General features: G+C 67.5%; 17 protein-coding genes and 4 pseudogenes. 9 read left to right on the forward strand and 12 right to left on the reverse strand.

Annotation, left to right across the window (positions count from 1 at the left end; genetic code table 11):
- Positions 1–5 precede the first annotated feature (5 nt).
- The 5 genes and pseudogenes from AC1AYP_RS03930 to AC1AYP_RS03950 all read right to left on the reverse strand — a co-directional run bounded on the left by AC1AYP_RS03930 (position 6) and on the right by AC1AYP_RS03950 (position 7509).
- Positions 6–2747, reverse strand: coding sequence for a bifunctional lysylphosphatidylglycerol flippase/synthetase MprF (locus AC1AYP_RS03930; RefSeq protein WP_476546800.1), 2742 nt, complete (start codon positions 2745–2747; stop codon positions 6–8).
- A gap of 13 nt (positions 2748–2760) precedes the next feature.
- Positions 2761–4260, reverse strand: a complete 1500-nt coding sequence (locus AC1AYP_RS03935) for an alpha/beta hydrolase (protein WP_476546801.1) — start codon at positions 4258–4260, stop codon at positions 2761–2763.
- Positions 4261–4891: 631 nt separating this feature from the next.
- Entirely contained in the window at positions 4892–5422 is a 531-nt protein-coding gene (locus tag AC1AYP_RS03940) for an Hsp20/alpha crystallin family protein (protein ID WP_476532499.1), read from the reverse strand.
- A gap of 751 nt (positions 5423–6173) precedes the next feature.
- A pseudogene (locus AC1AYP_RS03945) lies at positions 6174–6458 on the reverse strand (acylphosphatase); the annotation flags it as partial.
- A gap of 139 nt (positions 6459–6597) precedes the next feature.
- Positions 6598–7509, reverse strand: a complete 912-nt coding sequence (locus AC1AYP_RS03950; RefSeq protein ID WP_476532500.1) for a DMT family transporter — start codon at positions 7507–7509, stop codon at positions 6598–6600.
- Positions 7510–7582: 73 nt separating this feature from the next.
- Between AC1AYP_RS03950 and AC1AYP_RS03955 the strand changes: the two genes are divergently transcribed.
- Positions 7583–7903 (forward strand): hypothetical protein, encoded by a 321-nt coding sequence (locus AC1AYP_RS03955; RefSeq protein WP_476546802.1) that lies wholly within the window; start codon positions 7583–7585, stop codon positions 7901–7903.
- A 75-nt stretch (positions 7904–7978) separates the two neighbouring features.
- Here the strand turns inward: AC1AYP_RS03955 and AC1AYP_RS03960 are convergent, their stop codons facing one another.
- From AC1AYP_RS03960 to AC1AYP_RS03985, 6 genes are all read right to left on the reverse strand, one after another.
- Positions 7979–9169, reverse strand: coding sequence for a toxic anion resistance protein (locus AC1AYP_RS03960; RefSeq protein ID WP_476546803.1), 1191 nt, complete (start codon positions 9167–9169; stop codon positions 7979–7981).
- Between the two features lie 118 nt (positions 9170–9287).
- Entirely contained in the window at positions 9288–10397 is a 1110-nt protein-coding gene (locus AC1AYP_RS03965) for a hypothetical protein (protein WP_476532503.1), read from the reverse strand.
- Positions 10394–11110, reverse strand: coding sequence for a hypothetical protein (locus AC1AYP_RS03970; protein WP_476546804.1), 717 nt, complete (start codon positions 11108–11110; stop codon positions 10394–10396). The genes AC1AYP_RS03965 and AC1AYP_RS03970 overlap by 4 nt, the downstream gene beginning before the upstream one ends.
- Complete coding sequence (locus AC1AYP_RS03975) at positions 11110–12858, reverse strand: VWA domain-containing protein (RefSeq protein ID WP_476546805.1); 1749 nt, start codon at positions 12856–12858, stop codon at positions 11110–11112. Before AC1AYP_RS03975 ends, AC1AYP_RS03970 begins: the two co-directional genes overlap by 1 nt.
- A gap of 483 nt (positions 12859–13341) precedes the next feature.
- Entirely contained in the window at positions 13342–14439 is a 1098-nt protein-coding gene (locus AC1AYP_RS03980; protein WP_476546809.1) for an alpha/beta fold hydrolase, read from the reverse strand.
- A 229-nt stretch (positions 14440–14668) separates the two neighbouring features.
- Complete coding sequence (locus AC1AYP_RS03985) at positions 14669–17110, reverse strand: prolyl oligopeptidase family serine peptidase (protein WP_476546806.1); 2442 nt, start codon at positions 17108–17110, stop codon at positions 14669–14671.
- 185 nt (positions 17111–17295) lie between these two features.
- On the opposite strand from AC1AYP_RS03985, the gene AC1AYP_RS03990 reads away from it, so the two are divergent.
- The 8 genes and pseudogenes from AC1AYP_RS03990 (at position 17296) to pknB (ending at position 26478) form a co-directional block, all read left to right on the forward strand.
- On the forward strand, positions 17296–17997 hold the full coding sequence (locus tag AC1AYP_RS03990) for an FhaA domain-containing protein (RefSeq protein ID WP_476502248.1): 702 nt from the start codon (positions 17296–17298) through the stop codon (positions 17995–17997).
- 69 nt (positions 17998–18066) lie between these two features.
- Positions 18067–18211 (forward strand): annotated as a pseudogene (locus tag AC1AYP_RS03995) (FHA domain-containing protein FhaB/FipA); the annotation flags it as partial.
- Between the two features lie 71 nt (positions 18212–18282).
- Positions 18283–18654 (forward strand): annotated as a pseudogene (locus AC1AYP_RS04000) (FHA domain-containing protein FhaB/FipA); the annotation flags it as partial.
- Between the two features lie 7 nt (positions 18655–18661).
- Positions 18662–20081, forward strand: a pseudogene (locus tag AC1AYP_RS04005) (PP2C family protein-serine/threonine phosphatase); the annotation flags it as partial.
- Positions 20082–20439: 358 nt separating this feature from the next.
- On the forward strand, positions 20440–21957 hold the full coding sequence (locus AC1AYP_RS04010; protein WP_476502307.1) for an FtsW/RodA/SpoVE family cell cycle protein: 1518 nt from the start codon (positions 20440–20442) through the stop codon (positions 21955–21957).
- On the forward strand, positions 21954–23420 hold the full coding sequence (locus tag AC1AYP_RS04015) for a peptidoglycan D,D-transpeptidase FtsI family protein (RefSeq protein ID WP_476502247.1): 1467 nt from the start codon (positions 21954–21956) through the stop codon (positions 23418–23420). The genes AC1AYP_RS04010 and AC1AYP_RS04015 overlap by 4 nt, the downstream gene beginning before the upstream one ends.
- On the forward strand, positions 23417–24391 hold the full coding sequence (locus AC1AYP_RS04020; RefSeq protein WP_476502246.1) for a serine/threonine-protein kinase: 975 nt from the start codon (positions 23417–23419) through the stop codon (positions 24389–24391). Before AC1AYP_RS04015 ends, AC1AYP_RS04020 begins: the two co-directional genes overlap by 4 nt.
- Positions 24388–26478: a Stk1 family PASTA domain-containing Ser/Thr kinase gene (pknB, locus tag AC1AYP_RS04025; protein ID WP_476532510.1), complete on the forward strand. Its 2091-nt coding sequence runs from the start codon at positions 24388–24390 to the stop codon at positions 26476–26478. The genes AC1AYP_RS04020 and pknB overlap by 4 nt, the downstream gene beginning before the upstream one ends.
- 75 nt (positions 26479–26553) lie before the next feature.
- On the opposite strand, the gene AC1AYP_RS04030 is transcribed toward pknB, so the two are convergent.
- The coding region (locus tag AC1AYP_RS04030) for an IS3 family transposase (RefSeq protein WP_476546810.1) at positions 26554–26663 on the reverse strand (110 nt) is incomplete at its 5' end.

A 26663-nucleotide genomic window follows, 5' to 3' on the forward strand; every position in this document is an offset into this window, starting at 1 on the left:
CAAGACTACTTGCGCAGGGTCCTGAGCATGCCGGCTATCTCGCCGGGCGTGACGGACGGCACGTAGGCGTGGGTGACGGCCAGGCCGATCTGCGCGAGCTTCGCCGCATCCGGGTAGCACACGTATACGGGTTCCTCGCTCGGCTGGAACTTGCGTTTGAAGTTGAACAGCGAGTGGAAACCGTACGCGGGCTCCATCCAGTCGGCCACGAGCTGGAGCGCATGCTGCAGCACCTCGATGCCGTCACCGGCGCCGCCCGGCAGCGTGTTGTCCCGCTCCGGATTCATGCCCGCCAGCGGCGCGGCGGACAGGCTCATGAACTCGACGGCCGACCCAGCCCCAGCCGAGCCAGCCCCATCCGAACCAACCGAAGCCCCCTCATCCCGCAACCGTTCCGCCATACGCGCGATCAGGAACTCCATCACACCGTTCGGGCTGTCCGGACGGTGCCGCATGAAGTCGAGCGTCCATCCGACGATCCTCCCATCGCGCCACGTGGGCAGCCAGCTGGTCACGCCGAGCACGCGGCCGTCCGCGTCCATCGCGTACAGCAGCCGCACGCGCGGGTCGCGCAGCTCCTCGACGCCACCCAGCGTGAACTTCATCTCCGGCAGCGCCTTGCCCTGCGCCCACTCCTCGGAGATGTCCTCGATCTGCTCGCGCACGTCGAGCGGCGCGTCGAGGAACGTGGAGTACACGTCCACGACGCCCTGCCGCTTCGCCTTGTTGATCGCGGTGCGGATGTCCTGCCACTTCTTGCCGGTCGTCTTCCACTGCCGCGGGTCGACGACCATCTCGCCGCCCACTTCGATCGACTGCCATCCCATCGCGAGCAGCCGGTCGCGCTGTTCGCGATGCACCGCGTAGAACGCGGGCGTCAGCGACCGCGACGCGCAATACTTCGAGAACGCAATCAGATCATCATCCCACTCGGACGGATCACCGAACGGCCCGGTGCAGGTGAGCGCCACGCCGCCCCACACACGATACGCGACCGCGGACCGCCCGGAATCGGACATCCAATACTCGTTGCCCTCCCACGTGGTCATGAAGCTCATCGACTCGCCGCCGGCCTCGACGAGCCGTTCCGCACGGGCGCGCGCACGCTCGTCGACCGCCGTCACGTCGCCCATCCACCGCACGACGACCACCAGCACGACGATCCAGAACACGAGTCCCACGCCCTGGTACACGATCGACGCGAGCGGCGTGACCGGCACGAACGCGAGTCGCACGTGACTGAGGAAACCGATCGGCAGGAACCGTCCCGGCAGCTCGGCGAGCAGCGTCGCGGCCGTGGCACGCGGCGCGAACTCGCCCGGAAGCGCGAGACCGTACAGCAGGTACACGGCCGTGCATGCGAGCAGCGCGAGCACGCACGCCGCCGCGCCGCCGGCCAGTCGCCGCCATCCGACGCGCACCGGGAACCGGCGCAGACCGACGATCAGCGCCACGGCGAACGCGAACGGCGGCAGCGCGTTCGCGACGCACGCGGCGAACGCGCCATGGTCGACGAGCGAGTAGACGCCGTCCGGCGCGAACCGCAGCGGCACGACGAGATAGTAGGCGACCGCGACGCCCGCCGTGACGAGATTGACGGCGATGGAGGCGACTGCGGCGAACCGGCGGCCGCGGTACAGGCCCCACGCGAGCACGAGCGTGACGGCGGTGGGCAGCAGCGAGCGCAGCACCGCGCCGGGCATCGACGTGCGCAGCAGGTCGAACTGGAGGAAGCAGTCGGTGCGCGTGGAGCCGGCGATGCAGCGGGCGAGCGTGCCGTCGTCGGCCGCGGCGGGGCTCATGATGAGTCCCAGCGTGCTCAGCGGTCCGGCGTGCGTGTGCGCGGTGATGGCGAGCACCGGGCCGAGCGCGAGCACGATGGCGATCGCGGCGTAGAGGCGGCGGATTTCGTACGAGGTGCCGCGCAGCCAGTGCCAGCGGGTTTCGGCGGATTCGGTTCCGGCCGAGGCGTCGGTTTCGGCGCGCGTCGCGTCGTGCGTCGCGTCGAGCGCGCCGACGCGACGTTCGCGCTGCCGCATCACCACGCCGGCGACATGGCCGATGATCGCGGCGGCGAGGATGCAGTAGCCGCCGGGATTGCCGCTGTACAGCAGCGTGACCAGGATCGCCACGTAGCCGACGAGACGGATGCGCTGCCGCCACAGGTGCGTGCAGTACGCGCTGGCGGCCATCAGCGCGCCGACCGGTAGCGTGAGCGGGCTCAGCACGAACGAGATGCGCTCGATGATGCGGGTGTCATGCAGCAGCGACCCGGTCGCGGCGCACAATGTCAGACCGACAATCACGCCGCCGAGCGCGCATGCGACGGCGATGCGCACGGTGCGCGCGCGGCCCAGCCATCGTTCGGCGATGGACAGCATGACGAGCCACAGCAACGCGTCGAAGACCAATTGGATGACGCCGCGTGCGAGGAACAGCGAGCACAGGAGCTTGCCGAAGCTGAATTCGGCCATGCTGGTGTGCAGGCGCAGCGGGAAGTCGAATCCGGTGACGGCCGCCGCGATCCACGCGACGAGATTCACCGCCGTGAACGCGAGCGTCGCGCCGACGGCGAACCGATGCGCGTCCGCCCATCGGCGTGCGTCGCCGGCGAGCGCCTGCCACGCCTGGGTGGTCGGCCGGGTCTTACCGGCCTGCGACCGGGGCTGAGCTTGCCGGGGACGGCCCGCCTGCCGGGGCTGCGCCTGTCCGGCCGTCCCGTTCCGTTGTGCCTTCTCTCCGCTCATTCCTGCACCTCCATCATTCCTGCACCTCCACTTGCGGGTAATCCTTGACGGCCTTCGTCATCGCGCCGAGCCCGGTGCGCGCGCCGAACCAGTCGACGCCGGGCTTCCACACGGCCTGCACCGCATGCCAGTCGTGGCCGTGGCCGGGCACGACGATCTCGGTCACGTCGCCCACGCCGGCCTTGCGCGCGGCCGCGGCGATCGTGCGCATGTTGCGCACCGAATCCTTGTCGCGCTCCCCCGCGCCGGCGAACAGCGCGAGGCCGCGCGCCTCGCCGGGGTCGAGCGCGGCGAGCGCGTTGACCGGCACCTGCGCGTCGTAGTCGGCGCGACGGCCGCGGAAGTAGTTCTTCGTCATGTCGGCGACGGACCCGTTGGTCGGCTTGAGTTCGCCGTCGACGGGCAGCATCGCGCCGTACAGTTCCGGGTGGCGCGGCGCGATCTGCGTCGTGCACGTGCCGCCCTGCGAGAATCCGCCGATCGCCCACATGCGCGGGGCGGTCGCGACGGGCAGCGTGCGTTTCGTCCATGCGACGACGTCGCGCGTGAGATACGTTTCCGCGTCGCCCTGGCTGGTGTCGGCGCACAGGCTGTTGTGCGTGTCGGCACCGTTCTGGTCCGGCACGACGACGACTGGCGCGAGACCGTCATGCGCGTCGGCGTACGCGTTCATCATGCGCGCGAGGCCGGCGGCCGCGACCAGCCGCCCCGGACTGCCCGGCTGCCCGGCGAGCAGCTCCATGACCGGCAGCCGCGGCGGCCGCTTCGCGAGCGCGGCCGGCGGCAGGTATACCATCGCCTTGCGCGCCGCGAAATGGGATTTCGTGTTCGGGATGGTCACGGACAGTATGCGGCCGTGCGCGGGATGGTCCGGCGCGTCGTGACGCGCGGCGGCGGCGCGCCACTGCGCGACCGTCATCGCCGCGCGATGGACGGTCACCGTGTCGAGCGACGGGTACGGCGTGTACCCGACGACGCTGCCGACGGTCTGGTATTCGCCGAAGATCGCGTCGACGCGCAGCGCGGTGACGAGCAGCGTGAGCGGGATAAGGATGACCGCAATCGCGCGGGTGATGCGGCGGGCGGCGGCGCGGGGCGCACGGCGACGGTTCGCGACGACGATTACGGCGGCGATCGCGCCGAGACCGGCGAACCCGCAGGCGACGGCGATGATGACCGGCCAGCCGAGCGACACACCGAACACCATGATGCCGTCGGAGAGGAACCAGGCGAGCAGCAGGCCGACGAGGCCGGCGACGACCGCGGCGGCGGGGATGGCGAGCGCGGGGAGGAAGGCTGCGGACGGGGTTGCGGAGGCTGGTGTGACGGCGGAATCCGCGGGCTTGCCGGGAGCCGGGCTGGAAGCTTGGCTGGAAACCTGAGTCGGGCGGACGAGCGCGACGGCGAGCGATATGACGAGTGCGACCGCGGCGCATGCGGTGACTATGAACACGGTCCGCGGCAATACGCCCCGGACCAGCGACATCTGCATCAACCATGCCGATGACGCCATATCCAATGTTGAGACCGAAGCAGAACCCATCTCGATCATCCCCATGACATACTTCACCATGCGCTTCACAATGCGCACGTAAGCCTAACGCGCGATTCAGGAAGAGCCGAGAAAACCCAAGATTCTCCCCGACGATTCCCATGATTCACTCAGGTTGGGCCACAGGCCCGTCCTTGATTGCGGGCGGGGTGTCGGCTCCCGGCGAAGCCGGGTGGGGGAGAGATAGCTGGAACGTCACGTTCCAGCTATCTCTCCCCCAGTCAGCCTGCGGCTGACAGCTCCCTCGTCAGAGGGAGCCCCTATCAGGCCGCCGGCGATTTCGCGCAACAACAAAAGAGGCCGGCGCATCGGGGATGATTCTCGATGCGCCGGCCTCTTGTTGGCTGGCATTGTTTCCGCGTCGCCCGTCTACTCAATCCCAAGGAAGGGGGACGTATGGGGCGGACGGCGTACCGTCAGACGTGCTCAGTCTGAGCCTACAGACAGCCACCGGGCTGCCTGCTTAACGGCGTCTCCTCCGGCCCTGCAATTACGGACCGGCCTACGGCCGGGCTCAGACCTGCCTTCGCTCGGCTTTCGCCTCGCTCAGGCTGAGCCTACAGACAGCCCACCGGGCTGTCTGCTTAACGGCTCAGCCTTCAATCGCGATCTGGTGCTTGGACTCGACTTGCGGCTGGGCCTGCATCTTCGGAACCTGAATGCACAGCGTGCCGTTGTTGTAGCTGGCGTGAATGTCGGATTCCTTCACCTCGTCGCCCACGTAGAAGCTACGAGAGCAGGAACCCATGTAGCGTTCGCGACGCAGCCAACGACCGGACTCGTCGGAACCGCAGGCGCACTGCTCGCCCTTGCCCTGGGCGTCGGAGGCGTTCGCAGACTCCGGAGCCTTGTCCTCATGCTCGCTCGAACGCGAGGCGGACACGGTCAGGTAGCCGTTGTTCAGCTCGAGCTTGATGTCATCCTTCTTGAAGCCCGGCATATCGATGTCCACGTCGTAGCCCTTGTCGGTCTCACGCACATCCGTGGTCATCATGTTCGCCATCGTGTTCGCCGGCATCATGGAGCCCATCTGAGAGTCCATGTTGCGCCATCCCTCGAAGAACGGGTCATCGAACAGATCGGAGAACATCGTGTCATTCATCAAAGCCGGAAACATCGCCATAATCGGTACTCCTTCAACAAGGAGAGAACACGGCTTGGCTACCGTCCCGTCCACCGTCCTGCCATAGGCGGCGAACCCGAACGGATATCGTGGCCGGTTCCGGAACCCCTTCCGGGGCTCTCACCTTCGCCTTTCACTTCACTCAATTCCCGGCAGCCCGAATCATTCCACGGTTTTACCCACAGTGAACATGCCCGGGAATCAGCGAATACGGACGCGAACCCGCGAATGCGCATGGTTTGGAGGGCGGTGTGCATGGTTCAGAACGCAACCTGCATGGTTTCCGGAGCAACCTGCACGATTCCCGGGGCAATGTGTAGTCCTCCGGACCGAACGTGTACGGTGTGGTGCCGAAGAACGCCCTGGCACAGGCACAAGCGCCTGCGCAAAAGCCCGGAATTCCGCCAAACGTCCTACCGGCCGACAGAGCGAACAGGCGGCTCTTCACGCCGCCACCCCACAGGTTCGCTCAGATGGACTACACGTTCGTTCCGCAATCATGCACGTTCGCCCCGGAACCATACACAACCAGTCAGAAACCCTACACAACGCCCCGCAAACCATACACATTCGCCATACGGCCAGCCTATGCGCCTACCGCATACGGGATATAACGCGGCCCAAAGGGCAACGAAGCGGAGCAGCACCGCGCGATCAACGCCATTCAGGCATCGGGATAGACGCGGAAGGAATCGGCCCGTTCCGCCGCACGGCGAGAACCGTCCCCGGCACGGGAACCTCGCTTGGAGCCAATGCCGGCACGCATCCCGGCACCGTCTTCCGCCGGGATCTCGCGCACTTCCACATGCTCGACCTGCGACCAGCGGGGGCCGACCTTCAGCGCGCTGATCAGCTGCGCGACCGCGGCGCGCGACCCCTGCGCCTCGACCTCCACCGAGCCGTCATAGCGGTTGCGCACCCATCCGGACAGCCCGCTGATTGCGCGCACCTTCGTCACCACGAAGTAGCGGAATCCCACGCCCTGCACCATGCCCGTCACCACGGCATGCACACGGATGATCTCATCACTCATCATTACTCATTCCAATCGTTCGATAGGTCGGCGTCCCCTTCGCAAGGACGGGAACGGGAAGGCAAAGAAGACAGGGACCGGGAGAGACTGCGAGAAAGTAAGGGGAAAGGGCCAGGGGGGCAGGCCCTTAGGCATGTGCCCGTCACCGCACCAGGAACACCATGGCGAGGATGAGCACGAAGCCCACCAAATCAGTGGGCGTGAACACGGCCCCGAGGAACAGCACCGAGGAGACGGTGGCGGCGACCGGCTCGACCGTGCCGAGCATCGTGGCGCGCATCGCGCCGACCCGCACCACGCCCGCGAGGAACAGCCCGAACGCCCCGAACGTGCCCAGCACCACGGTGAACGCCATCAGCGCCCAGCCGAGCCCGTCGAACGAGGGCGACCCGGCCCACGGCCGCACGATCGGCAGCAGCACCAGCCCCGAGATGACGAACATCACACCGTTGACCACCATGTTGCCCCACCGCTGCACGAGCTTCATCGGCAGAATCGACATCGCGCCGGTCGCCGCCGCGTTGATGAGTCCCCACACGAGGCCCATGGCCGGCAGTTTCAGCGTGGACAGGTCGCCACCGGTGGCGATGAGCACGGTGCCGGCGAACGCGAGCGCAACGCCCGCGCTTTCTCGCAGTCCAGGCAAGCGCCGCCCGCGGATGCAGACGAACAGCAGCACGAACAGCAGGTTCAACGACTGCAATACGGTGGCGGTTCCGGCATTCGTCCAGTCGATCGAGGAGAGGTAGGCGACCTGCACGGCGAGCACGCATACGAGTGAGCACACGAAGAACGACAGATACGATTTCCGGTCGCGCACCGCGCCGGCGACGAGTTTCGGCGTGCGGATGCCCGCCGCGGCGAGGAACAGGACGCCGGCGAACAGTTCGCGCATGCAGGCGAGCCACAGCGGATCGACGTGATACGGCCCCATCAGCACCTTCGACACGGTGGCGTTGCATCCCCACAGCAGTCCGCCGAACAGGACGAGACCGGCGCCGATCAGAATGTCGCGCGGCGTGCGTTCGAATGTGGGGGTGCTCTTCTCACTCATGGCTACCAGTATGGCACCGGACGATTCCCGAACCGCGGCCAGACCACGGCCGAACGGCACTATGCTGGGGCGTATGAGCGAAGCACATGAATCCGAGAAGCAGCCACAGAGCCGGCCGCGGTCCGGCGAAGACGAGGACGGTCTCAAGCCGGTGAGCGCGAAGACGCGCACCGTCACCATCGTCGCGACCGTGATCGGCCTGGTCGTCGTGTTCCTCGCGTTGGGTTTCTTCGTGCATTGGGGGCTCGCGGCGATCTTCGCGATCATCATGGTGCCGGGCGCGATCTCGATGGCGATCGTCGCGCGTCACCCGGAGAAGACGGGTGGGCGCAGCATGTTCGGCGTCTCGAATCCGAACACGCTGCTCGAACCGTTCACGGGGAAGCGGAAGTAGGGGGCTCCCCCTCAGTCGCCTTCGGCGCCAGCTCCCCCTGAAGGGGGCGCATATGCGGGGGAGGCGCGTACCGAGTCACATGGCCTGGGCGTTTTCGATGAGGGCGTTCCTGAGGTCGGATTCGATCTGACGCATCTTGACCTGGGCGGCCTCGCGGTTCGCCTTGCCCTGCTTCTGGATCTGCACGGTCTCCTTCAGCGTGGCGATGAGTTCCGAGTTGATCTTCTCCAGCGTCTCGATCTCCACCACGGACCGCTGGTTCGCCTTCTCCGCGTCCACCGCGCCCTTGTGCAGGGCGGATGCGTTGCGTTGCAGCAGCTTGTTGGTCACGTCGTCGGCCTTGTTCTGCAGGTCGAGCGCCTTGCGCTGGTTGGACAGGCCGAGCGCGATCACCATCTGCGACTTCCACACCGGGATCGTCGTGGAGATGGTCGTGTCGATCTTGTCGACGATGGTCTGGTCCGCGTTCTGGATAATCTTGATCTGCGGCGCGGTCTGCAGCGTGACAACGGAGATGCGGTCGAGGTCGTCGAGGCGCTTCTCGAACCGGTCGAGCTTCGCCTTGAAGTCCTTGAGCAGCTGCGCCTGCATCGGGTCGCCGCTCTTCGTCGCCTCCGCCTCGAGCGCGGGCAGCTGCGTGGCGCGGAAGTCGGTGAGCGCCTTCTTGCCGGCGAGCACGGTGATCTTGAGTTCGCGGTACTGCTGCGCGTTCTGCTCGTACATCGTGTTGTACATGGAGATGTCGGCGACGAGGCGCGACTGCGCGGCCTCCAGCTTGGTGATGATCTCGTCGATCTGCGCGTCGACCTTCTGGTAGCGGCGGCGCAGCTTGTCGATCGAGACGGCCACCTGGCCGAGGATCGGGATCTTGCGGAATCCGCTGAGTTCGGCCTCGTCGATGGTGACGAGCATCGTGCCGAGCAGTTCGCCCGCCTCGCCGGTGTCCTTCGAGCGGGTTTCGGAGAGGATTTCGTCGGCGAACGTGCTGGTGGCGCGTTGCGCGTCCTTGCCGTAGCTGGATTCGATGCCGTCGCGGGTGAAGTCGATCTGGTCGGCCATCTGCGCGACGGTCTGTTGGTCGGCGGCGGGAAGTTTCGCGATCTGCTGGTCGGGTGTGAGTTGGGTCGCGTCGGCGACGGCCTGTGCGGCGGTGGGGACGAGTTCGCCGGCTGCGGCGCCCGTTCCGGCGCCGTTCAGCCCGGCGAGTGCGGGATTCGTGACCGTGTTGCCGCCGGCGAGGTCGGCGAGTGAGATCTGTTTTGCCATGATGATTGTGTTCCTTTCGATAAACGGTTTTTGCCCCCTCAGTCGCCTTCGGCGACAGCTCCCCCTGAAGGGGGCGCAGGCCTCTCCCCCACCCGCTTCACGGGAGCCCGGTGCAGCGTCACTGCGGCTGCGGCGTCAGTCCTTTGAGGGCTTCGATGAGTTCCTGCATAGCGCTGTTGCGGGGCAGTTCGGAGACGGCGGGGATCTGGTCGAGCGTGCCGTTCACCTTGAAGCGCTTGATCGAGTCGGTGCCGGTGAAGTTGGCGGCGCGGAACCCGTGCTGCTCCCAGGCGAGCTTCTGGATCGCGGGCGATTTGAGCACGGTGAGCAGCTTCTCCCCCTTCTTGTCGAGCGCCATCAGCGTGTGCGTGCTCCACACGGTGGGCGTCGGGTAGACGATGACGACATCGTCCTTGATCTGCTTGAATGCGTCCGGCTGGTTGACGGCGAGGTCGAGAATCTGCGCTTCGTAGCCGACCATCATCGGCTTGGAGCCGACGCCGAGCGTGAGGAACTGGTTGAACGAATCCTCGGACGAGTTCTCCATCCATCCGGACTTCGCGAAGATCGACTTGATGGTCTCCTTGTCGCGGGCGAGCGAATCGGTGGTGGCGGGCTGGCCGCCGTTGAGCACGTTGGCGATGAGCGCCGCGTACTCGTTGCCGGAGTTGGACTGGACCGGGTCGGTGGAGTCGATGCGGAACTGTCCGTAGCCGGCCGCGTAGCCGACGTCCGCCCACGTCTTGTCGTGCACCATCGCGTCGACGGCCTTGGCCATGTCCATCGAGTAGACGCCGTCCTTGCTTTTGCTCATCAGTCCGCTGGAGACGAGTCCGTCGGCGACGGCCTTGTGCGTGTACAGCACGATCGGCGAGTTGAACACGATGTCGCTCTGCGTGGCCTTCACACCCTTGTCCGCGCCGTATTCGACGGCGGCGCGGGAGGAGGGGAACAGGTAGTCCATGCCCTTCGTGTCCGCGGTCATCATCGCGAGGCTGCCGGCCTTGCGGTAGTCGACGTTGAGACCCTGCGCGGCGGCGGCCTTCTGGAAGTCCGGATCGTCGAACAGTCCGATCTTCTCGCCGCCGAGGTAGCCGTTCACCTTCACCGTCTCGACGGGCGCGGCCGGCTTGGGCTGCGCCTGCCGCCAGACGAGCGTGCCTCCGATGATGGCGACGATGGCGAGCAGCGCCACCAATCCGATGATCTTCGATTTCGACAGTTTCATTGTTGTGATTCGACTTTCTGCTCTGGCTGCTCTGGTGACTCGCCGGACCACCCCCCGGCCGGCAAAGCCTGCCGACCCCCGCCGGCGGGGGTGGAGGCGGGCGCCGCCGTCTGGTAGCCGTCCATGCTGGCGAGGCGTTGGATCGCGTCGGAGTCGGCGGCGATGCCGAGCGTCTTCGAGCTGACGGCGCGGCTCAGTTCGCCGGCGGCGGTGCGTTCCAGCACCTGCAACGCCTCGATGGTCTCGACCCTCGCCTTCTCGGCCTGGTCATGCGCGCCGGACGATTCGACGTCCACGTAGGCGCGCAGCAGTTTCTGCGTCTGTTCGCCGTACACGGTGATGTAGTGGCGCAGAATCGCGTAGGCGGACGTGTCCTTGGCGACGTAGTCGACGAGGCTGCGGGTCGCGGCGACGAAATCGTCCGCCTCGGCCTTCACCTGCTCGTCGTGCACCTGCCGGGCGAGCATGGCGATCGCGTTGAGGCGCGAGTTGGCGGCGTCGATCGCGTCGGCCGCCTTCTGTCCGTTCGGCAGCGCGCTGGCGAGCATGTGGCCGATGCGGCGTTCCGGCTCGGTGAGCGACGACCCGGCGACGTAGCCGAGCGCGGCGAGCGCGAGCGAGACGCCGAGGCCGATGACGCCGCCGCCGGAGACGGCGAATCCGAGCACGGCGAGCACGCCGCCGGCGATGATTCCGCAGATGATTTGGAGCATCAGTTGAATCCCTTGACGGTGCGGAACACGTCGGCGAGGTCGCCGGTGCGGCCGTCGAACACCTTCGCGTTGGACATCTGCGCGATCGGGTCGAGCTGCGAGGAGTCGGCGTCGCCGAACATGATCGAGAAGATCGGGACGTCGAGGCTGTCGTCCTTGTACTGGGCGAGCGCGGCGTCACGGTTGTTGACCTGCGACTGGCCGTCGGTCATCAGCACAATCGCGGTCGTGTAGTCGTTCTTCTGGTCGGCGCCCGGCAGTTGCTGGTACGCGGCTTCGAGTCCCGCGTAGATGTCGGTGCCGCCGTCGGCCGCGGTGACTTCGGCCGTGTTGAGCAGGTTGCCGGTGTCGGTGCCGTTGGCGCGGATCGGATCGTGCGGGATGCTTTCGAACGGGATGAGGATGTTGACGTCGTTGCCGGAGGGCTGGATGTGCGCCGCCGCCGATTCGGTCGGGTCGAGCGCCGCCTTGAGGCCCTTGACGACGCCGTTCTTGCCGTCGCCGTCCATCGAACCGGAGTAGTCGACGACCCACACGGTCCAACTGGGCTTGCGCAGCCCGTTCTGGTACACGTCGAGCGCCTTGGTGATGGTCTTCGCGGTGGGCAGCGGAATCGCCTTCAGCGTGCTCGCGTTCGTATCGATGCCCCAGGCGGCGCGGAACGACTGCTTGACCTGGCTGTCGGAGGCGTAGGTGAGCGCGCCGCCGAGTCCGGTGCGGCGGCCCGCGCGCTCGAATTCGAGCTTGGAGTCCTTGGAGTGCAGCGCCTTCGCGAACGCGTCGTACGCCTTGCGTTTGCCGGAGGCCTGGCCGCGGTCCACGTAGCCGAGCGGCGAATCGGACACGGCGATGCCATCGGACGGGTAAATGGTGAGGAGCGGGTCATGGCCGTTCTTCGTGAGCGTCTTATCGGCCTGGATGACGAGCGACTCGTAGTTGACCATCGAGTCGAAGCGGTCGGGGTTGGCCACGACCATGTCCTTCAGCCAGTCGGAGGAGCCGGAGGAGCGGTCCACGCCCTTGAGCAGCTGCGCGACCGACGAGGTGAGCGAGGCGTCGGCGAGGTCGCTGTCGGTGAGCGGGCCGGTGCCGCCGCGCAGCGCGGTCATGAACGCGAGGTACGCGGAGGCGCCCGAGTTGGACTGCGTGGCGGAGGTCATCGAGAACTTGAGGTCGCCGCTTTTCACCTTGGCGAGCACGTCGGCGGTGGAGACGGCCTTCGTCTTGCCGGAGGAGTCCGCCCAGCCGAGCTGTTCGGCCTTCTTCTTCGCGATGCCGAACACGATCGGCGTGGTGGACGTGCTCTGCGCGTCCTTGACGAGGTGCTTGGTGTCGCCCATCGAGATCCACATCGAGGAGGCGGGCCAGACGGCGTCGTACTCGGCGGCGCCGGATTCGAGCACGTTCATGATGTCGAGCGAACCCATGTAGTCGACGGTCACGGTCACGCCGGACGCGTCGGCGGCCTTCTGGATCGCGCCGGCCACCTCCTTGTTCTCGGAGCCGGAGGCGATGCGGATGTCGCCGGCGGAACCGGAGCCCGGCTTGAACGTCTGCGTGGTGCCGTTATTGCTCGTCGACGAGGTGCCGGCGGGGGCGGAGGCGTTGCCGTTCGCGCCGTTCGACCCGTTGCCGGAACCATTCGATCCGTTGCCGCCCGACGCGCATCCGGTGAGCATCATGGCGGCGGCGCAAATCACTGCCGCCGCTGCGGCGATTCGACGGCGAAACCCAACTTTCCTATCCATGATTCCATTGTCGAACGCGCTTCTTGCGCCGCCGATACCGCCAAGCGACATCAAAGTGAACAATGCATGAAAAACAACACCCACCTACGTAGGGCGCGCGTTCGCCTCCCTCTGACGAGGGAGGTGGCCCGGCGCAGCCGGGACGGAGGGAGAGACAGCTGGAACGTGACATTGGTAACTATCTCTCCCCCACCCGGCTTCGCCGGGAGCCCCCTCGTCAGAGGGGGCCAATTCTTGGCCGGCTTCGCCGGGAGCCCGTCCGCGATTATGGACGGGCCTACGGCCCGACCTGGCACCAGCTCGCTTGTCGGCTCGCCCAACCCCCTCAGTCCGCTTCGCGGACAGCTCCCCCTGAAAGGGGGAGCAAGGAAAACCGACATCCGCGAAAGCGATGGCCATGACTCTGCGCCCCCTTCAGGGGGAGCTGGCCGGCCGTAGGCCGGACTGAGGGGGTCAAGGACCGAGCCGCGCGGAGCGCTTCCGCTACTCTTCGGCGAGCACTTTTTCGCCGTAGAAGGCGAGGATGCGTTCCAGATAAGGCCCGGCGACCTTGTTCGGCATCGAGAAGACCTCGTGCTCGGATTCGGGGATGCGCACGAGCGTGGCCTGGCCGGAGCCGTCCTTGACGCGGCGCACGAACTCGGTCTGCGGCTGGTTGCGCACCCAGATGTCGTGTCCGCACTGGAACAGCAGAATCGGCGTCTCGATCTCGGCGCATGCGGCCGGGGCGAGCACGGCCCGGTTCATGCGCATCGCCTGCCGCACCCATTCGAACGAGGCGCAGTACGTCTGGTATTCGGGATTGGCGCAACGTAGTTCGTGGTACCAGCGTTCGCGCGGCTCGCTCGACAGCTGGTAGGAGCTCAGGTCGAGCACGCCGTCGAAATCCTTCTGGCCGAACACGCGGTGGCGACCCAATCCGCACGCGCACAACGCGCCGACGAGCGCGCGCGTCAGCCACATCGGCATGCCGGTCTGCGGCGCGATCATCGGCGCGGACAGCACGGCCCGGTCGAACAGCGACGGGTAGCGTTCCAGCACGGCCGCGCCGATGCCGCCGCCCATCGAATGGCAGAACAGGTTGAGCGGGCGGCCATCCGCATACGACTGTCCGATCGTTTCGGCGAACCCGGCGAGGTCGGCGACGTAGCGCCGCCAATCGTCAATCCAGACGAGCGACGGATTGTCGACGTCGCGCGCGGACTTGCCGTGCCCGCGATGGTCGAGCACGCACACGGAATAGCCGGCGAGCAGGAAATACCAGACGAGTTCGTCGTATTTCTCGGCGAACTCGGTGAACCCATGGCTGATGACGATCGCACCGCGGAAGGCCGCGGTGGCGCCGGCCTCGCGCTGGGAGTCGAACTTGGCCGCGTCGTAGCACAGGTAGTGCAGCTGGCCGCCGCGGCCGCCGGTGTCCATGTTGCCGGGCAGCGGTTCGAGCCCGGCGGCCCGCTCGGCGGCCGACGGGTCGAACCAGCCTTCGTCGCGGCAGGCGGCGAGCGCGGGGATCACGGTCCCGCGCATTGTCTCGGCGTACTGGCGTTCGTCGATCATGTTCAGCTGCGTCATGCCGCCCATCCTACGCGAGCGGCGACGTGATAGCGCGGTCCGGTCCGTCACCCACCCCCTCAGTCCGGCCCATGGCCGGCCAGCTCCCCCTGATGGGACGTCGCCGTAGAGCAAACGCCGGCGGCGTTTGTAGGCGACGTGCGAGCCGACAGGCAAGCCGACAGGAGGTCAGCCATGGGCTGTCCGTAATTGCGGACGAGCTGTCGCGCGAAGCGCGGCTGAGGGGGTGCCCGCGAACCTACGCGAGGGCGTTCCTGAGGAAGTCGCGTTGGAGGGTGAGCAGGTTCTCGGCGACGGTCTCGTCGTTGGTCATGTGGGTGATGCCGGTGAGCGGGAGGAACGTGTGCGGGCGGCCGGCGGCCATCAGCGCCTGGGAGAGGCGCAGACTGTGCGCGATGGTCACGTTGTCGTCGGCGAATCCGTGGATGATCATGAGCGGGCGGCGCAGTTTCGGCGCGTCCGCGATGATCGAGTTGCGTTCGTACACGGCCGGGTCGAGGCCGAGGTAGCGCTCGGTGTAGTGGGTGTCGTAGAGCGTCCAGTCGGTGGGCGGCGCGCCGGCGCAGGCGGCGGCGAACACGTCGGGGGCGTCGAGCACGGCGAGCGCGGAGAGGAATCCGCCGTACGACCATCCGATCATCGCGACCTTGTCGAGGTCCGGCGCGGGGATCGGCGCCGCGGCATCCACCTGCTGCGCCGCGTTGAGCGCGGCGACGGCGTCGGGCAGGGCGTGCACGGCTTCGATCTGGTCGGCGAGGGTCACGTCCTTCATATTCTCGAAGATCTCGCGGTCCCAGCGCGGGCCGCGGCCGGTGGTGCCGCGGCCGTCCGCGGTGACGACGAGGAAGCCCTGGTCGGCCCACCATTGCGCGTCCCAGTAGAAGGACTGCGCGGCGACGACCTGCTGGAATCCGGGGCCGCCGTACGGCTTCATCAGCACGGGCAGTTGCGCGGCGTGCGCGTACGAGCTTCCGGCGGACGGCGCGACAATCGCCGTGTACAGGCGATGCTCGCCGAGCCGCGTGAACGTCACGTTCGGCGTGAATCCGGGTTCGGCGGCGTGGTTCGCGATGGTCGCGGTCAGGCGGACGGAGGCGGCTCCGACCGTGGTCTCTCCCTCAGTCGGCTTCGCCGACAGCTCCCTCGTCAGGGGGAGCCCGGCGGTCAGCGCGTGTTCCATCGTGACGCCGGGGGCGGCCATCGAACGGCCGGTGACGACGATGCCGCGTCCGGCGCGCGACGCGGTCCACACGCCGGTCGTCGTCGTGACCGGCGTCATCGAACCGTCGTAGCCGAGGCTCACCACGTCGAAGCTGCGGGCGTCGTGCTGGACGACGGCGAGCACGTCGTCGTCGGTCACGTCGAGCACGGTGCGCACGTTCCAGCCGAGCGGCGTGAACGCGTGGCCGTCGACGGTGAGCCGGTTCGTGTCGCCGGCCATGTCGTTCCACGCGCTGACGAGCCGTCCGTCGGGCGTGAGCGCGGGCGTGCCGGCGACGAGGTCGATCCACTGGTCGTTCGCGTGCTCCTCCATCACGTGGGTGGAGCCGAACGGATGGTCGGCGGTCGGGCGCGCGACTGTGACCTGGAGCACCTGGTCGCGCGTCTGACGGCGGTTCTGGACGAGCACGATCGGGTCGTGGCCGCGCGTCCAGCGTACGGCGGCCACGTATTCGTAGGATTCGTTGTCCCAGTCGACGTCGGCGTTCGCGAGGATGCCTGTGTAGCGTCCGTCCGCGTCGAAGTCGAGCGTGAGCGCGGTCAGGTAGACGTCGGCGTTGCGGGTGAGCGCGCGCGGGTAGCGGCGGCCCGCGGCCGGCTGTTCCGGGTCGGCCGGATCGGCGATGTACCAGGTGGGTTCGTCGGCGGTGTCGAAGGATTCGAAAAGCACGTGGCGCGAATCGGGCGCCCACCAGAAGCCGTCGTAGCGGTTCATCTCCTCGCCGGCGACGAATTCGGCGAGGCCGATCCGCCACGTGTTCTCGGCCGGGTTGCCGTCCTCGTCCTCGACGGAGACGCCGTAGATCGCGGTCACGCGGTCGTCGAGCGGCTCGTAGTCGTCGTCTTCGGCGGCGTCGACGACGTCCTCATCCGGCCAGTCGCCGATGTCGACGAGCATGAGCCGCTCGCCGGTGGTGTACAGCACGTGCTCGCCGTCCGGGCTGATGCGCGGGTTGAGGACCGGCGTATACAGCGCCGGGTCCTCGTCGAGCCATGCGCCGGCGAGCTCGCGCGTGGCGACGTCCGGCGCGGCGGCGTGGCCGTCGGCCCCCTCCGCGTCGCCTTCCTCCGCATCGTCGCCCCAGTCGATTTCGGTGAGATACAGACGGCCGTTGATCGTGAACACGACGCGGTCGCCGTCGGCGCACACCGAATAGGAGACGATGCCGGCGCCGCCTTCGCGGGCGCGCTCGCGGCGGGCCTTCTCCTCGGCCGGGACGTCCTCGCTGTCCGCGCCCGCGCCGAGCAGGTCGCGCGGGTCGGCGAGCTTCGTCTCGTGGTGGCGGCCGTCCGCGTCGAACCAGCTGAGCCACAGGGTGGTCACCAGATCCTCGGGGCCGTCGGAACGCAGGAACAGGGCTTCGGAACCGTCGCCGATCGCCGTGGCGGAACGCGGGGCGCCGCAGGTGAACCGCAGGGTGCGCGCCTTCGCGCGGGGGAAATCATCGATAACACTCATGCCGCCCACGATACCCGTCTTCGCGCGGAGGCCACGGCAGGCGACCAAGTGGGGAATCAGCCCTAAAATGGCATGGCGTCGAGCCCGGAACACGCCGTGATTTGTTGCTTTTGCAAGTATCGACGCGTGAAATATGGCCCGTTCCAACCCCTGCGTACACTAGTCAAGGATAGAAAGGGATGACTATGAGCGTTCTCGACCGTTTTGAGAAAAGCGTGGAAGGCGCAGTGAACGGAGTGTTCTCGAAGTTCGGCTCCAAGGATCTGCAGCCCGTCGACCTGTCCAGCGCACTTGAGCGCGAGATCGACAACGAGGCCATGCCTGTGGGCCGCGACCGCACGGTCGCCCCGAACGAATACCGCTTCAAGCTGAGCACGCCCGACTTCGACCGCATCGAGCAGTGGGGCAGCGAGACCCTCGCCGACGAACTGGCCGACAACCTGACGAACTACGCGCGCACCCAGCACTACGCGTTCGTCGGCCCGGTGGTCGTGATCTTCGAGGAGGACCTCGACCTGAGCAAGGGCAGCTTCAAGCTGACCTCCGCCTCGGTGCAGGGCAACGCGGTGCCGGTCACCACCACCGACCAGAACCAGGACAGCCCGCTGCTGGAGATCAACGGCAGCCAGTACCTGCTCACCAAGGACAAGACGATCCTGGGCCGCGGCTCCGGCTGCGACATCGTCATCGACGACCCGGGCATCTCCCGCAAGCATCTCGAGATCGACATCACCCCGAACGGCGTGATCGCCCGCGATCTCGGCTCCACGAACGGCACGTACGTCGAGGGCCATCAGGTGCCCGCCGCCACGCTGCTGGACGGCAACACCATCACGATCGGCCGCACGCGCATCCTCTACTGGGCGTCCTCCCAGGAGCAGGAGTGACGCGCCCCACGGCGTGAAGATCCGTGGAGGCCCCGCAGGGGTCTCCGTAGAGATTAAGGTCGAAACCGCATGACCGAACTGACATTCGCACTGCTCAAGTATGGATTCCTGATTCTGCTGTGGGTGTTCGCGTGGTTCGCCGTGCGTTCTTTGCACAAGGACATCGAGTCCTTCAGTCCGCGTCCCTCGCGTTCGCGTCGTCGCAAGGAGCGCCATGCCGCGCGCAAGGCCGCCGCGCCCGCCGTCCCGGTGACGGGCGGCGCGCCCGTCGTGGCGCCCTCCGGCGAGACGCCGCGCACGAGCGCGCCCAAGCCGGCGGCGCCGCGTGCCACCACCCCCGCCGCCGCCGGCGGCACGTCCCAGGGGCCGACGCTGCTGGTCATCATCGACGGCCCGTTGGCCGGTTCCTCGGTGCCGTTGACCGGCGAGGCGATCACCCTCGGCCGCGCCGCGTCGAACACCGTGGTGCTCGACGACGAATTCGTCTCCTCGCATCACGCCCGCGTGTACGCCGATCCGCTGTCCGGCCAGTGGGCGATCGAGGATCTCGGCTCCACCAACGGAACCGTCGTCAACGGCCAGCGTCTGACCGTGCCAACCGTACTTCCCGCCCGTGTGCCCGTGCGCATCGGCGCCACTACTTTCGAGCTGAGGTGATGCATCCATGACAGGATCCGCCGACCAGTCGCCCACCACGCCGTTGCCGCAGCAGTCCGCCGGGCGCGCGCCCGAGCAGGACGAGCAGGCCACCCAGGCGATGCCCGTCAGCGCACGGGATACGCAGACCACCACGCCGATCGTCGTGAACCCGAATCCGGAACCGACCCCGGACGCGGTCGTCGCCGACGACGGCTATGCGGCCCCCGCCGGCGACGACATGGACGACATGATCGGCGACGCCGACGGCTCCGGCGACCCCGACACCGTCGATACCGGCACCGGCACCTCCGCCGCGACTGACGCCGACGCCGCCGACCAGAAGCTCTTCCTGTGCTCGACCACCGTCTCCGACGTGGGCACCGTGCGCGCGAACAACCAGGATTCCTCGTTCGCCGGCGAGCATCTCATCGCGATCTGCGACGGCATGGGCGGCCACGCGGGCGGCGACACCGCCTCGACGATCGCCATCCGCTCGCTCGCGCACATCGAACGCGACGACGTGACCGACGACGTCGCCTCCGTCGCCTCGATGATGGAGACCTCGGTGATGGCCGCGCACGACGCGATTGTCGGCAAGGCCCGCCGCGAACGCAAGCTCGCCGGCATGGGCACCACCGTGACCACCGTCGCGCTCGTCGACGGCTGGTGGGTGCTCGCGCACATCGGCGACTCCCGCGCCTACCTGCTGCGCGACGGCGTGCTGAGCCGCGCCACGCAGGACCACAGCTACGTCCAGCATCTCATCGACACGGGCCGCATCACCGCCTCGGAGGCGAAGAACCATCCGCAACGCAACGTCGTGATGCGCGTGCTCGGCGACTTCGACATCGACCCGCATCCGGACATCGCGATCCTCAAGGCGCATCCGGCCGACCGCTGGATGCTGTGCTCCGATGGTCTGTGCGGCGTGCTCGAGGACTCCACGATCGCCGAGACGATGACGGAACTGTCCGATCCGGCCGAATGTGCCCAACGTCTCGTCTCGATGGCGTTGCGCGCCGGCAGCACCGACAACGTGACCGCCGTGATCGGCGACGCGACGCTCGCGCTCGACGCGCACGCGTTCGCGCTCCCCCAGCAGACGCCGCTCGTCGGCGGTGCCGCGAGCGCCAGCCTCGAGCCGCTCGCCGACATCGTCAACGAGCCGGTCGCGACGGCCCCCGCGCTGCGCGACGACGGCTCTCCGGCCCGTCGCGCGGCCGCGCTCACGCAGGAGGCGCACGACGCGGCCTCCGGCGCGGGCCAGCGCGAGGAGGCGCCGCGCGTCGCCCAGCCGTCCATCGTGCGCGAGGAGGCGGGCGAACGCCGCAATCCGGACACGGGCGAGATCCCGGTCGTCAAGAAGAGCGATGGCGAAGTCACGACCGATCCGAACGATCCGGCCGTCAAGCAGGCGATCCGCGAGGAGAAGGTCGAACAGCGCAGGACCGAGCACGACCGCCGCCGGCGGCGCCGCGTCGCGCTCGTCGTGGCGATCGTCGCGCTGCTCGCCGCGATCGCGGGCGGCGTGTACGGCGCGTACCGCTACAGCCAGTCGAAGTACTACGTCGGCGAGGCGGACGGCGTCGTCGCGATCTATCAGGGCGTGCCCACGAACCTCGCCGGCCTCGAACTGTCGCACGAGGTGGAGCGCACGTCGATCCAGGTGAGCAAGCTGCCCGCCACGTGGCGCACCGAGTTGCAGCAGGGCATCGTGCGCGACAGCCTGAGCGAGGCTCAGGACCATGTCAAGCTGATCCGTGACGAGTTGAAGACGATGGAGAAGGAAGGCGGGGACCAGTGATGATCGTCCTCCGTCTCCGTCAGATCGCGCTGCTGCTCGCGTCGTTCGCGATCTGCGGCATCGCGTTCTACCAGATGTTCATGCGCGTCGACGGCTCGTTCCCGTCCGAGTATCTGATGGCGTTGGGCGCGGCCGGCGTGCTGTCGCTCGTCTTCTGGATCCTCGTGGACCGGTTCCAGCCGTATGCGAGCCAGGTGATCCAGCCGTGCGTGCTGTTGCTCACCGGCATCGGCGTCGTGATGATCGCGCGTATCGACCATGAGAACGAGTCCGCGGTGGCGCTGCGCCAGATCATGTTCGTATGCGTGGCGATCGTGCTGTGCGCGGCGCTCGTCATCGGCCTGCGCGACTACCGCGTGCTGCGCCGCTTCTCGTACGTGAGCATGGTGGTGGGCCTCGTATTGCTGCTCTCCCCGATGCTGCCCGGCCTCGGCCAGGAGATCAACGGCGCGCGCATCTGGATCCGCATCCCCGGCCTCGGGCAGATCCAGCCGGGCGAGTTCGCCAAGCTGTTCCTCGCGTTCTTCTTCGCCGCGTACCTGTTCGACCACCGCGACCAGCTGGCCGTCGGCGGCAAGAAGGTGCTCGGCCTGCAGCTGCCGCGCATCAAGGACCTCGGCCCGATCATCATCGTGTGGGTGGCCGCGATGGGCGTGCTCATCATGCAGCACGATCTCGGCACCTCGCTGATGTTCTTCGCGATGTTCGTCGCGATGCTGTACGTGGCGACCGGCCGTCTGAGCTGGATCGTCATCGGCTTCATCGCGTTCGCCGCGGGCGCGGTGCTCGCCGCGAGCCTGTTCAGCCATGTGGGCGCCCGCGTGGAGGCCTGGCTGCATCCGTTCGACAACGCACTGTACAACCGCGCGTACGGCGGCTCCTACCAGATCGTGACCGGCCTGTTCGGCCTCGCCTCCGGCGGCATGCTCGGCACCGGCCTCGGCCAGGGGCATCCGAATCTCACGCCGTTCGCGAACTCCGACTACATCTACGCCTCCGTCGGCGAGGAGATGGGTCTCGTCGGCTGCATGGGCGTGCTCGTGCTGTACATCATCATCATCGCCTCCGGCTTCATCACCGCGATGAAGATCAAGGACGGCTTCGGCAAGCTGCTCGCCTCCGGTCTCGTGTTCACGATGGCGTTCCAGGTGTTCACCGTGGTCGGCGGCATCACGCTCGTCATCCCGCTGACCGGCCTCACGCTGCCGTTCATGGCGGCCGGCGGCTCGTCGCTCATCGCGAACTACATCCTCGCGACGCTGCTGCTCATCATCTCGAACTCGGCGAACAAGCCCGCACCGGACACCGATTCCGAGACGTTCCAGTTCGAGGCGATGGCCGTGCTGCGCGACCATGAGCTCAAGGAACGCAAGGTCGAGCGCGCGGCCTCCGACGAGGCCGACGCCGAGCGCGAACGCCACGCCTCGCACGCCGCCCATGGCGCACATTCCGGCCGCGGCGGCCGTGCCTCGCGCGCCGAGCGGACCGCACGCGCCGCGCAGGGAGGTGCCCGATGAACAAGACCCTCCGCCAGCTGTTCACCGCCGTGATCGTGCTGTTCACTATCCTCGGCCTGTCGACGACGATCATCACCGCGATCCGCGCGACCGAGCTCAACACGGACACGCGCAACTCGCGCGCCCTCTACCATGAGTTCGGCGCGCCGCGCGGCTCGATTCTCGCCTCCGACGGCACGGTGCTCGCGCAATCGAATCCGTCGAACGACGCGTTCAAATACCAGCGCTCCTACGCGAACGGCCCGCTGTACGCGCCCGTGACCGGCTACTTCTCGATCAGCCAGCGCGCCGACCGCGGCATCGAGGCGTCGCGCAACTCGCTGCTCTCCGGCGAATCGGACAGCCTGTTCTGGCAGCGCATCAAGTCGACGCTCACCGGGTCCGAGAACAAGGGCGCGAACATCGAGACGTCGATCAGCACGGGCCTGCAACAGGCCGCGTACAACGCGCTCGGCAGCCAGTCCGGCTCGGTCGTCGCGATCGAACCGAAGACCGGACGCATCCTCGCGATGGTGTCGACGCCCAGCTACGACCCGAACCTGCTCACCACGCATGACGGCAAGACGCTGACCACGAACTACGCGAACCTCACGCAGGATCCGAACAATCCGATGCTCAACAACGCGACCAGCCAGCTGTTCCCGCCCGGATCGACGTTCAAGACCGTCGTGGCGGCCACCGCGCTCGAGACCGGCCAGTACCAGACGGACACGCAGATCCCGGCCGGCGCGAGCTACACGCTGCCCGGCACGGTCACCGACCTCACCAACGTCGAATACCAAGCGAACGGCTCGAACGGCACGATCAGCTTCGAGGACGCCCTCGCCTACTCGTCGAACACGGCGTTCGCCCAGCTCGGCGTCGCGCTCGGCCAGGACAAGATCGCCGACATGGCCACGAAGCTCGGCTTCGGCAGCTCGATCGTCGTGGACGGCACCGAATCGACCGGCTCCCCGATGAAGGCCGTAGCCTCGAACTTCCCGACGTCGATGACCGACGACAAGCTCGCACTCGCCTCGATCGGCCAGGGCGACGTCACCGAGACGCCGCTGCAGAACGCGATGATCGCCGCCGCGATCGCGAACGACGGCACGCTGATGCGGCCCACGCTCGTCGACCGCGTGCGCGCCAGCGACCTGTCCGTGCTGTCCGAGACGAAGGCCTCGACGATGTCCGAACCGTTCAGCTCGGACACGGCGAACAAGCTCACGCAGATGATGCAGGCGGTCGTCACGAAGGATTCCCCGACGCTCGCCCCGACCGGCGTGAGCGTGGCGGCGAAGACCGGCACCGCGCAGATCGGTGCCGACAACAGCGCGATCGACGCGTGGGTGATGGGCTTCGCCCCCGCCGACGACCCGAAGATCGCGATCGCCGTCGTCGTCCACAACACCACCGGATACGGCATCACCTCCGCCGGCCCGATCTTCCGCTCCGTACTCGAGGAGGCGCTCAAGCAATGAAACTGATCGAAGGACAGCTGATCCATCGCCGATACCGCCTTGACTCGCGCATCGCGAAGGGCGGCATGGGCGAGGTGTGGAAGGGCTGGGACATCCAGCTCGGCCGCCCGGTCGCCATCAAGGCGCTGCGCTCGGACCTGACGAACGCGGAGGCGAAGCTTCGCCGTCTGCGCGCCGAGGCGCACAATTCCGCGAACCTCGCGCACCCGAACATCGCCGCGCTGTTCGAATACTACGAGCATGACGGCATCGGGTTCCTCATCATGGAGTACGTGCCGTCGAAGTCCCTCGCCGACATCTTCCACGAGAAGGGCGCGATGGACCCGCTGGAGCTGCTGCCGATCCTCATCCAGACCGCGCGCGGCCTGTTCGTCGCGCACAGCCACGGCGTGATCCACCGCGACGTGAAACCCGCGAACATCATGGTCGCGGACAACGGCGAGGTGAAGATCACCGACTTCGGCGTCTCCTATTCGACGAACCAGGAGCAGATCACGCAGGACGGCATGGTCGTCGGCACCGCGCAGTACATCTCCCCCGAGCAGGCGCAGGGCCAGCAGGCCACGCCGCAGTCGGACATCTACTCGCTCGGCGTGGTCGCCTACGAGGGCCTGTGCGGGCACCGCCCGTTCACCGGCGCGACGCCCGTCGACATCGCGGCCGCGCATGTGAACGACCCGGTGCCGCCGCTGCCGGACACGGTCGACGTGCAGCTGCGCGAATTCGTCATGTCGATGCTCGCCAAGGACCCGCTCGACCGCCCGAAGGACGCGCTCGTCGTCTCGCGCACGCTCGCGCGCATCGAACGCCGCCTGCTCGACCAGCAGACCGAGCTCAACGACGCCACCATCACCACGGGGAGGCGCCTGCCGCGCAGGATCGCCAGCACCCCGCACATTCCCCTCGTCTCGTCGCCTGACAGGCGTGCCGCCGGCACGGACCAGCAGACGCTTTGGAAGGAGCAGCAATGAGCAACATGCCCTCTTCTCTCGCCCAGGGCCGCTACCAGCTGGGACAGCTGGTGGGTCGTGGCGGCATGGCCGAGGTGCACGTCGCCACGGACACGCGACTGGGCCGCACCGTCGCCATCAAGATCATGCGCGCCGACCTCGCCAACGACGAGATCTTCCTCAAGCGGTTCCGCCGCGAGGCGCATTCGGTCGCGCAGATGAACAATCCGAACATCGTCAACATCTACGATTCCGGCGAGGAGACGGTGATCTCCGAGAACGGCCAGCCCGAGCGCCTGCCGTACCTCGTCATGGAGTACGTGAAGGGCCAGACGCTGCGCGACATCATCCGCGTGAACGGCGCCCTGAGCCAGCGCGACGCCGAACAGGTGATGCTCGGCGTGCTCAACGCGCTCGAGTACTCGCACCGCATGGGCGTGATCCACCGCGACATCAAGCCCGGCAACATCATGATCTCCGAGCAGGGCATGGTCAAGGTCATGGACTTCGGCATCGCCCGCGCGCTCGACGATTCCGCCGCCACGATGACCCAGTCGCAGGGCGTGGTCGGCACCGCGCAGTACCTCTCCCCCGAGCAGGCGCGCGGCGAGACCGTCGACATGCGCTCCGACCTGTATTCGGCCGGCTGCGTGCTGTACGAGATGCTCACCGGCCGTCCGCCGTTCACCGGCGATTCAGCGGTGGCGATCGCCTACCAGCACGTCTCCGAGGTGGCGACGCCGCCGTCCGCCGTCGTTCCGGGCCTGCCGAAGATGTGGGATTCGATCTGCGCGAAGGCGATGGCGAAGGACCGTCAGAACCGTTACGCGACGGCCGCCGACTTCAAGAACGACATCCTCACGTACATGAACGGCGGCGTGCCGGTGGCCGCCGCGTTCAACCCGCTCACCGATCTGGCGAACATGAAGGCGCGCAAGCAGGCCGAGCAGGACGCCGCCACCGTGCCGCTCAACCCGAACGACAAGAATTCGACGCAGGCGTTCAATCCGGTGACCGGTCAGTTCGACCAGGTGCCGGCGGCCGTCGGCGCCGGCCAGCAGACCGCCGCGGCCGCCGCCCGCTCGCGCGCCGCGCAGCGCGAGGCCGCCGCGAAGGCGAAGCGGAAGAAGAAGATCATCCTCGGTTCGGTGATCGGCGGCCTGGTCGTCGTCGCGATCCTCATCGCCGTGTTCTTCGCGATGGGCGGCGAGAAGACGGTCTCGCAGACCGCGACCGTGCCGACGATCACCTCCGCGATGACGAAGGACCGCGCCAAGTCGACGATCGAGGCGGCCGGCTTCCAGTTCCAGGCGATGATCGACAACGATTCGACCGAGCCGGAGGGCACGTTCACCAAGCAGAGCCCGGAGGGCGGCACGAAGGCGACCAAGGGCTCCACCGTGAAGGTGTGGTTCTCCGCCGGCCCGCAGAGCGTGACCGTGCCCGACGTGAAGGGCATGTCCCAGTCGGAGGCGAAGGCCGCGCTGGAGAAGGCCGGGTTCAAGGTCCTGTCCAGCGTGCAGTCCGAGAACAGCGCCGACATCGAGCAGGGCGCGGTGACGCGCACCGATCCGGCGGCCGGCACCTCGCAGCCGAAGGGCACAGCGATCCAGCTGTACGTCTCCTCCGGCATGACGAAGGTCCCGGACGGCATCGTCGGCCAGGCCAAGGACGCCGCGGTCGCCTCGCTGCAGTCGCTCGGCTTCACCGTGACGATCACCGAGGAGTATTCGGACACGATCGCCGCCGGCACGGTGATGAGCGTCAACCCGGGTTCGGGCTCGTCCGTCGCGCAGGGCTCCGCGGTCACGGTCGTCGTGTCGAGGGGCAAGGAGCAGGTGACGGTGCCGGACGTGACCGGTCAGACGTATTCGGCCGCCAAGGCCCAGCTGGAGGCGCTCGGCTTCACTGTCACGCAGTCCGGTTCGACCGGCACGAGCGACAAGGTGACCTCGCAGAACCCGGCCGCCGGCCAGGCTGACAAGGGCGCGACGATCACGCTCACCACGCAGAGCTCCAGCTCGAGCTCCGGAACCGGCTCCGGTTCCGGTTCCGACAGCGGCACCGGTTCAGGCAACGGCGACACCGCCGAACCCGTCACCAAGTAGGTTCCCTCTGACACTAGGCCCCCTCTGACTGAACTGCGCCCCGATTGCTGGACGTGGTTTATTAAGGGTACCTGATCAGGCTGTGGGGGACATGTTCCGGAATTCCTCCGGGGTGTGTCCCCCGAGTCGTTTCTGGCGTCGTTTGGTGTTCCAGTGGACGATGTACGCGTCCAGCCCGGTCTTGA

Source organism: Bifidobacterium sp. LH_424 (assembly GCF_056356895.1).